At 68.9% G+C, this 8,236-nt stretch carries 7 protein-coding genes; all 7 read right to left on the reverse strand.

Features of this window, described 5'->3' with window-relative positions; all coding sequences use genetic code 11:
- Window positions 1–200: 200 nt before the first annotated feature.
- Window positions 201–1,646: a phosphatidate cytidylyltransferase gene (locus tag WD271_00005; GenBank protein MEX1006208.1), complete on the reverse strand. Its 1,446-nt coding sequence runs from the start codon at window positions 1,644–1,646 to the stop codon at window positions 201–203.
- Between the two features lie 54 nt (window positions 1,647–1,700).
- The gene (gene frr, locus WD271_00010) at window positions 1,701–2,243 is read right to left on the reverse strand and encodes a ribosome recycling factor (GenBank protein ID MEX1006209.1); all 543 of its coding nucleotides are present in this window, start codon (window positions 2,241–2,243) and stop codon (window positions 1,701–1,703) included.
- Window positions 2,244–2,262: 19 nt separating this feature from the next.
- Window positions 2,263–3,009, reverse strand: a complete 747-nt coding sequence (gene pyrH, locus WD271_00015) for a UMP kinase (GenBank protein MEX1006210.1) — start codon at window positions 3,007–3,009, stop codon at window positions 2,263–2,265.
- An 11-nt stretch (window positions 3,010–3,020) separates the two neighbouring features.
- A complete protein-coding gene (gene tsf / locus WD271_00020; protein ID MEX1006211.1) occupies window positions 3,021–3,866 on the reverse strand; it encodes a translation elongation factor Ts in 846 nt (281 codons plus the stop codon).
- Window positions 3,859–4,782: a 30S ribosomal protein S2 gene (rpsB, locus tag WD271_00025; GenBank protein MEX1006212.1), complete on the reverse strand. Its 924-nt coding sequence runs from the start codon at window positions 4,780–4,782 to the stop codon at window positions 3,859–3,861. Before rpsB ends, tsf begins: the two co-directional genes overlap by 8 nt.
- Before the next feature lie 246 nt (window positions 4,783–5,028).
- Complete coding sequence (locus tag WD271_00030; GenBank protein MEX1006213.1) at window positions 5,029–7,383, reverse strand: xanthine dehydrogenase family protein molybdopterin-binding subunit; 2,355 nt, start codon at window positions 7,381–7,383, stop codon at window positions 5,029–5,031.
- A gap of 71 nt (window positions 7,384–7,454) precedes the next feature.
- Window positions 7,455–8,236: PQQ-binding-like beta-propeller repeat protein (locus WD271_00035; GenBank protein MEX1006214.1), on the reverse strand; the 782-nt coding region annotated here is incomplete at its 5' end.

An 8,236-nucleotide genomic window follows, 5' to 3' on the forward strand; every position in this document is an offset into this window, starting at 1 on the left:
CCGAACTCGGCGCGCTGCGCCTCGAGGAGCTCGGCGTTGCGACCGGCGCCGAGCGCGACGACTTCCTAGCGGTCGCGCTGGCTGCCGACGACCTCGAGCGCCTGCGTGCCGACCGAACCGGTCGATCCGAGGACGACGATCCTTCGCACGTCTCCATCGCGGCCCCAAATCATCAGATCGGGCCCATCAGATCGGGCCCATCAGATGATGTCGCGGGCGAGGACCAGGTAGTAGACGGCGGGCAGGCAGAACAGCATCGCGTCGAAGCGGTCGAGCGCACCGCCGTGGCCGGGCAGCAGCGTGCCGAGGTCCTTGAGTCCGAGGTCGCGCTTCAGCATCGACTCGCAGAGGTCGCCGAGCGGGGCGAAGATCGCTACTACCACGCCGAGGAGCAGGCCGTCAGCGAGCGAGTTCCACGGGTGGAGGCCCATGACCTCGGCGACCACGGCACCCAGGATCACCGACGCCACCATCCCGGCAATCAGCCCCTCGACCGTCTTGTTCGGCGAGACGTCGGGCGCGAGCGCGCGGCGCCCGAGACGGGAACCGACCACGTACCCAACGACGTCGTAGCCGACCGCGCAGATCACGAGACCGATGATCATCCCGACACCGTCTGGATAGACGAGCAGGAGCCCCGCGAAGCCTCCGAGTACGCCGACGTAGCCGTATCCGAGCATCGTGACGGCCGCGTTCACCATTGGCCGCGCGTTCACGACCTTCGCGAGATACCAGAAGAGCGTGAAGCCGAGCACGACCGCGGACACGAGCGGGAACGCGCGTTCACCGTAGCTGTACGCGATGCTGACCAGTCCGGCCGACCCGAGCAGACCGATGATCGTCGCGGGCTGGAAGCCGGCGCGCCGGACACCCTCGTAGAACTCGAACGCGGCGATGGCCACGATGATCGTGACGAGGGTCGCAGTGGCAGCTCTCCCGAGCGCGAACGCCGCGAGGCCGATGCCGGCCAGTATGACGCCGGTGATCACGCGCGTCATGAGGTCGTCGTGCATGGGCATCGCGCGAGACGGTCGATCGTTGGCTTCCGCCGCGCCGTACGCACTGGCCGTCGCGGCGGCGCCCGCGCGTGCGGCGCGCCCTCGGGAGCGCCGGTCGGGTGAGCGCCGCGCGGCAACCTCGTCCGCGAACACTTCGTCGTCGTCGACGTCGGGCACGTCGACCAACGCGCCGAGCTCGCCACTGTCGTCGTGCACGGGGTCGTCGTCGAAGTCGCCGAAATCGCTCTCGGACCACTCGCCGGCCTCGCTGCGGAACCGAGGCGTGCTCCCCGAGGTCGAGAAGATGTCGTCGTCGAGCGGATCGTCGGCCGAGATCATCGGGACTTCGCCGGTGGGTGGCTCGGTCCAGTGAGGGAGCGGGAGCGGGCCGCTCGATTCGCTCGCGGGCGCGGGCCGCGGGGTGAGCGGGAGCGGGCCGCTCGATTCGCTCGCGCGGTCGGTGGGAAGAGGGAACCGGGCCGCAGGGCGCACGTCGGGCGGCGGCTCGCGGCGAGGGCGGGGCGGCTCCTCGGGGCGTGAGGGCCCGCGGCCTGCTTCGACAGCCGCCTGCGCCTCGTCGGCACCGAGAATGCGCACGCCCTCGTTCGTGGGCGTATCGGTTGGATCGTCTTCGAAGTCGTCGGGCACGGCCCCAAGGCTAGACCGGTTGTCCGCTCTCGGCGGCTTTCGCCGCCAGGCCGCTCAGATCTGCAGCAGTTCGTTCTCCTTGTGCTTCAACAGCTCGTCGATCTCGGTGCCGACGTCGTGCGTGCGCTTCTCGAGCTCCTTCTCGGCCCGGTCGAGGTCGTCCTTGCCGATCTCGCCGTCCTTCTCGAATGCCTCGAGGTCGTGGCGGGCCTGACGCCGGATGTTGCGCACCGCAACCCGCGCCTCCTCCGCCTGATGGCGCACGATCTTCACCAGATCCTTGCGCCGCTCCTCGGTGAGCTCCGGGAAGACGAGGCGGATGATCTGGCCGTCGTTCGACGGATTGATCCCGAGGTCGCTCGTCTGGAGAGCCTTCTCGATCGACTTGATCGACGTCTTGTCGTACGGCGAGATCGTGAGCACGCGAGGCTCGGGCACCCCGAAGCCCGCGATCTGCTGGAGCGGAACTTCGCTCCCGTAGAAGTCGACCTTGAGCTTCTCGACGAGCGCCGAGTTCGCGCGACCGGTTCGCACGCCGGCGAACTCGCCCTGCAGGTGGCTGACGGCCTTGCGCATCTTGTCGGCGCAGTCCTCCATCACGATGTCACGCACGTCGTCACTCACTGGTGGCTGCTCCCGAGCTCACGAGTGTGCCGATGCCCTCGCCGAGCAGCGCGCGCCTGATGTTTCCGGGCGCGGTGACGTCGAACACGATGATCGGTAGCTCGTTGTCCATGCAGAACGTGATCGCGGTGGAGTCCATGACCTTGAGCCCGCGGCTGAGCACTTCGAGGTAGCTCACCTCGACGAGCTTCACCGCGTCGGAGTGACTCCGCGGATCAGCGCTGTACACGCCGTCGACGCCCGAATGTGTGCCCTTCAGGATCGCCTCGGCGCCGATCTCCGCGGCGCGGAGCGCGGCGGTGGTGTCGGTAGTGAAGTACGGGTTGCCGTTGCCCGCGGCGAACACGACGACACGACCCTTCTCCAGATGGCGGATCGCACGGAGCGGGATGAACGGTTCCGCGATCTGCGTCATCGCGATCGCAGTTTGCACGCGCGTCGGCTGGCCGACCGCTTCCAGCGCATCCTGGAGCGCGAGCGCGTTGATCACCGTGCCGAGCATGCCCATGTAGTCGGAGCGGGCGCGATCCATGCCGCGGTTCTCGCCCGACATTCCACGCCAGATGTTGCCGCCACCCATCACGACGGCAATCTCGACTCCGAGGTCACGCCGCGACGACTCGATCTCCCCGGCGATGCGGGCCACGACCTCGGCGTCGATGTGATGCCCGGTGGCCTCGTTCTCGAGCGCCTCGCCCGACAGCTTCAGCACCACCCGATGGAAGCGACTCGACCCCATAGGGAGGGAAGTTACTCCTCGCCGACCTTCACGCGAGCGAAGCGGCGCAGGGTGGCTCCGCTCCCGAGACCCTCGACGAGCTTGCCGATCGAGACCTTCGGGTCCTTCACGGAACCCTGCTCGAGGAGCACCACGTCCTTGTAGAACGCGTTGAGCCGTCCAGTGACCGCACCGGCGAGCTTCGCCTCGGGCACCCCTTCGTTCCGGCTCTTCGCCTCGATCACCGCGCGCTCACGCTCGACGATGTCGGCCGGCACCTCATCGCGCGTGAGGTAGCCGGGGGAGGCGAACGCGACGTGCAACGAGATTTCGTGCGCGAGCTCACGTGCCTTCGAGTCGGACGGGTCGACGCCGCCGAGCTCGACAAGCACGCCGATCGTGCCGCGGTTGTTCTGTGTGTGGGTATACGCATCGACGAGTCCGTCAGCCGCCTCGAAGCGAACGACGCGACCGAGCGACACGTTCTCGCCGAGCTTGGCCGCGAGCTGCGTGAGCGTGTCGCCCACGGTGGAGCCTTCGTACGGGAGTGAGGCGACGTCACCGTCACCCTCGGCGGCCACGAGCTTCGCAACCGCCGACACCGTGGCCGTGAACTCGGTGCCCTTGGCGACGAAGTCGGTGTTGCAGTTGAGCCCGACGATCACGCCCACGTTGCCGTCGACCAGCGTCTCGACCGCGCCCTCGGTGGCCTCGCGCTCCGACAGCTTTCCGGCTTTGCCCAGCCCGAGCTCGCGCAGCCAGTCGATCGACCGCTCGAGGTCACCGTCGTTCTGCTCGAGCGCCTTCTTGCAGTCCATCATCCCCGCGCCCGTTGCCTTGCGCAGCGCGGCAACGTCTTTCGCCGCGATCTCAGCCATCGGTCTGCTGCTCCTCCGTCGTGCTCTCGGTTGGGCTTTCGGGCTCGGGCGCGTCCGCCGCGGGCGCTTCCGCCTTGGCCTCGTCCAGGCGCGCTTCGCGCTCGCGCTGCGCGGCGGCGGCCGTGTTCCGCGCGGCCTGCTGCTCCTCGTCACGGCGCGCCCGTTCCTCGGGGCCGAGGTTCACCACCGGCGGTGCCTCGGGCTTCGCGTCCTCCGCCTTGGTACCGGGGCGTCCACGCTTGCGCTGGTCGAGCCAGCGACCCTCGATGACCGCCTCCGCGATGATCCGGCACATCAGGTTGGCGGAACGGATCGCGTCGTCGTTGCCGGGGATCACGTAGTCGATCAGGTCGGGATCGCAGTTGGTGTCGACGACGGCGATCACCGGGATGCCAAGACGGTTCGCCTCGGTGACCGCGATGTGCTCCTTCTTCGTGTCGATCACGAAGACGGCGTCGGGTGGACGTTCGAGGTTGCGAATACCGCCCAGGTTGCGCTCGAGCTTCGCGAGCTCGCGCTTCACCTTGAGGCCTTCCTTCTTGATCATCTGTTCGGTCTCACCCGACGCGACGAGCTGCTCGAGCTCGCGCAACTTCGACACGCGCGCGTGCACGGTCTGGAAGTTGGTGAGCATCCCGCCCAGCCAGCGGTAGTTCACGTAGGGCGAGTTCGACCGATCGGCCTGCTTCTGGATCGGCTCCTGGGTCTGCTTCTTCGTGCCGACGAAGAGAACGGTGCCACCGTTCTCCACGGTGCCCCGGACGAACCGGTAGGCGGTGTCGATCCGCTCGAGCGTCTGTTGCAGGTCGATGATGTAGATCCCGTTGCGCTCACCGAAGATGAATCGCTTCATCTTCGGGTTCCAGCGGCGGGTCTGGTGGCCGAAGTGAACGCCGGCCTCCAGCAGGTTCTTCATCGTGACGACCGCGGTGGTCTCAGCCACAGTGGTCCTTTCGTTCGTGCAGCCGGACGCGACAGCCACCTCGAGCCGGTCGACCGGTCTGCTCCTCGGTTGTTCCTCCGCCCGCCGGCACCGAGATGTCAGCTCGGAGAGCTGGTTTCCGGGTGACCGGGGACTGCGGGCGTGCGTGATCCCGGGCGAGACGCTCGGGTCGCCGCCCAGTGTACTGGCCGAGGTTCGGCCGGTCCTCGGAGATCCGGGTCAGCCCGAGGCGCGGGTGCCAGAAGCCCGGGTGATGGCGGCGACGAGAGCGACGGGGGTGAGTGGCTGGTCGGTGAGCACCACGCCGAGCGGGGCGAGCGCGTCGGCGACCGCGTTGAAGACCGCGGCGGGCGCCCCGATGGCCCCACCCTCACCCATGCCCTTGAAGCCCCCCGGGCGGGCGGACGCGGTCTGGATGTGGCCGTACTCCATCACCGCGACATCGGCGGCGGTCGGGAGCAGGTAGTCGAGGAACGTGGTGGTGGTGGGGTTGCCGTCGCAGTCGTACACGAAGTGCTCGAACAGCACCCCGCCGATCCCCTGCACCACTCCCCCGGCAATCTGGCCCTCCACGACGTTGGGGTTGATCAGCGCGCCGCAGTCTTCGCTCACGATGTAACGGACCAGGGTCACGAGGCCGGTGTTCGGGTCGACCTCGCACGTGCAGATGTGCGCGGCATTCGACCACGTGGGCCCCTCGGTGGTGAAGCGCGACGCGATCTCCAGACCCGGCGGCACGCCGTTGGGGAGGTCGCGGGGCTTCATGTAGGCGAGATGCGCGACCTCGGCCAGTGTCTTCTGCGCCGTGGGCGTACCGCGTACCGACACCACGCCGCCTTCCATCTCGAGGTCGTCGGGTGAGGCCTCGAGCATGTGCGCGGCGATCTGAAACACGCGCTCGCGCATCTCGAGCGCAGCCTGGCGCGCCGCGCCGCCGCCGAACACGGCGTTGCGGCTCCCGCCCGTGGTCGCACCGATCGGCGCGATGGCGGTGTCGCCGATGAGCACCTCGACGTCGTCGGGATGCACGCCGAGATACTCGGCGGTGACCTGAGCGATGATCGTCTCCATGCTGTGACCCTGCGAGTTCACCCCGCTCATCACCTGGATGGAACCGCTCGGGTCGATGCGGATCGTGGCCGACTCGGTGATGCCGACGCCGAAGGCTCCGGCGGTGGGCTCGATGTACACCGCGATGCCGACGCCGAGGTACCGGCCCTGCTCGCGCGCCGCGGCCTGCTCGCGGCGAAACGCGTCGTAGTCGAGCATGGCGGCGGCTTGCTCGAGCGTCTCGGCCGGGGTGATGCGATCGAAGGTGGCGCCGGCCGTGGTGGTGTACGGGAGATCCGACTGGTGCACGATGTTGCGCCGGCGGAGCTCGAGTGGGTCGATGCCCGCGTTCCGTGCCGCGATGTCGAGCATGATCTCGCGCGCGACCGTCTCCATCATCCATGGGCCGCGGTAGGCGCCTCGACGCGATGTGTTGGTGATCACGCTCGTGCTCGACCCGCCCATCTTCCCGACCTTGTAGGGACCGGGAAGGAAGCGCAGGATGCTCGCCCCGCCACCCCCCGCGGAGTACGCACCCAGGTCGTCGATGTGCTCCACCTGCATCGCGACGATCTTGCCGCCGTCGTCGAGCGCGACCGACACCTCGGCCTCCTCTGCGCGCGAGTGCGACGCGGCCACGAGGTTCTCCCAGCGATCTTCCGACCACTTCACCGGGCGACGGAGCGCGCGTGCCGCGAGCACGAGTGCGGTCTCCTCGCGTCCGACACTGATCTTCTGACCGAATGCGCCGCCGACATCGGGAACGATCACGTGCACCTTGTTGACCGCGAGACCGAGGAAGCGCGCAAAGTGGTCGCGCGCGGCGTGCGCGCCCTGGCTCGAGATCCACACCGTCATCTCGCCGCGCGCAGGGTCCCAGCTCCCGACGGCGCCGCGCGTCTCCAGAGGTACAGCGACGTAGCGGTGCTGGCGGATGGTCTCGGTGACGACGTGTGCCGCTCCTTCGAACGCCGCCCCGAGCTCCGGATCGTCGGGCGACGTGGTGGTGCGGGCGACATTCGAGCCGAGCTCCGGATGCACGAGCTCGTCGGTGTTGTCGACCGCCGCCCACAGGTCGACCACCGCGGGCCGGGGGTCGTAGTCGACGGTGACCAGCTCGCAGGCATCCTCCGCGATCGCGCGCGTGTCGGCGACCACGAGCACGATCGGGTCGCCCACGAAGCAGACCACGTCGCGCGCCAGCGGCCGAGCACCGAGGGGGCCCGCGTTCAGGGCGTCGGGTGCGGCGACATCGGCAAGATCGTCGTAGGTGTAGACCGCCACCACACCAAGCAGCGCAGCCGCCTCGCCGAGGTCGAGACGCGTAATCGCCGCCCGCGCGTGCGGACTGCGCACGAACGCGGCGTGCAACATGCCGGGGACGACGACGTCGTCGGTGTAGCGGCCGCGACCGGTGAGAAAGCGCGGGTCTTCCTTCCGCTCGACACGAGCGCCGACGAAGCGGCCTGCCTCCACCTCGACGAGTCCCTCGGGAATCGGGGCGTGTTGCTCAGTCTTCGCCATCTTCTCCGCTCTCGGCACTCCGTGCCGGGCCGCTCAGGCCACGGCTCGACTCGGGCGGCCGAGCCTACCCATCAGCGCACTCGGCGCATCTCGACTCTGCCGGGCTCGGTGAGCCGGTAGGCGACGAGCACGCGGTTGCCGGTGCCGACGTGCGCGACCGCGATGGGGAGCCCGTTGAGCCGTCGCGCGTCGGTGTGCGCGACCACGCGTCCGGAGACGCGGTCGAGCACGAACAGCTCGCCCGAGAGCGTGGTGACCACCACCCGGCGCGGGAGGAGCACGACCTGGGTGTCGAAGACCCGTTGACGAAGCTCGCGCGTCCAGCGCGGCTCGCCCGACACCGGATCGATCGCGGACACCTGGCCGATGCGGTCGATGACGACGTAGTCGTGGCCGTCGACGGCCGGCACGATGCTCGGCTCGAAGGACGCGGGCATGATCACGGCCCAGTCGGGCTGCCCGGTGGTGAGGTTGTACCCGCCGACCGCGGCACTGAACTTGCCGTCACCGAGCGCGACGAACGCGCGCCCACCGTTCACGACCGGCGCCGCGGTGAAGAGGTCGGCGAGGTGCTCCCAGCGGAGCACTCCGGTCGTGAGTTCAAAGGCCCGCGTCGTGGGCGCCGGCCGTTCGTGCCAGACCGCCACGACGACGGATGCTGCAACGTCGATGCGGGACGCCGAGAATTGGTCACCCTCGTAGTGCACCGACCACCTGACCGCGCCGCTCGACGCGTCGAACGCGCGCAAGGTTCCGGAATGGTCGCCCGCAACCGCAAACGAGCCGCCGAGGGCCACCGAGCTGACCTCGGTGCCCATGGGGTGCTCCCACCGGATCGCGCCGTCGTGGGGGG

The sequence above is a fragment of the Acidimicrobiia bacterium genome, assembly GCA_040880805.1.
Taxonomy (GTDB): domain Bacteria; phylum Actinomycetota; class Acidimicrobiia; order IMCC26256; family DASPTH01; genus DASPTH01.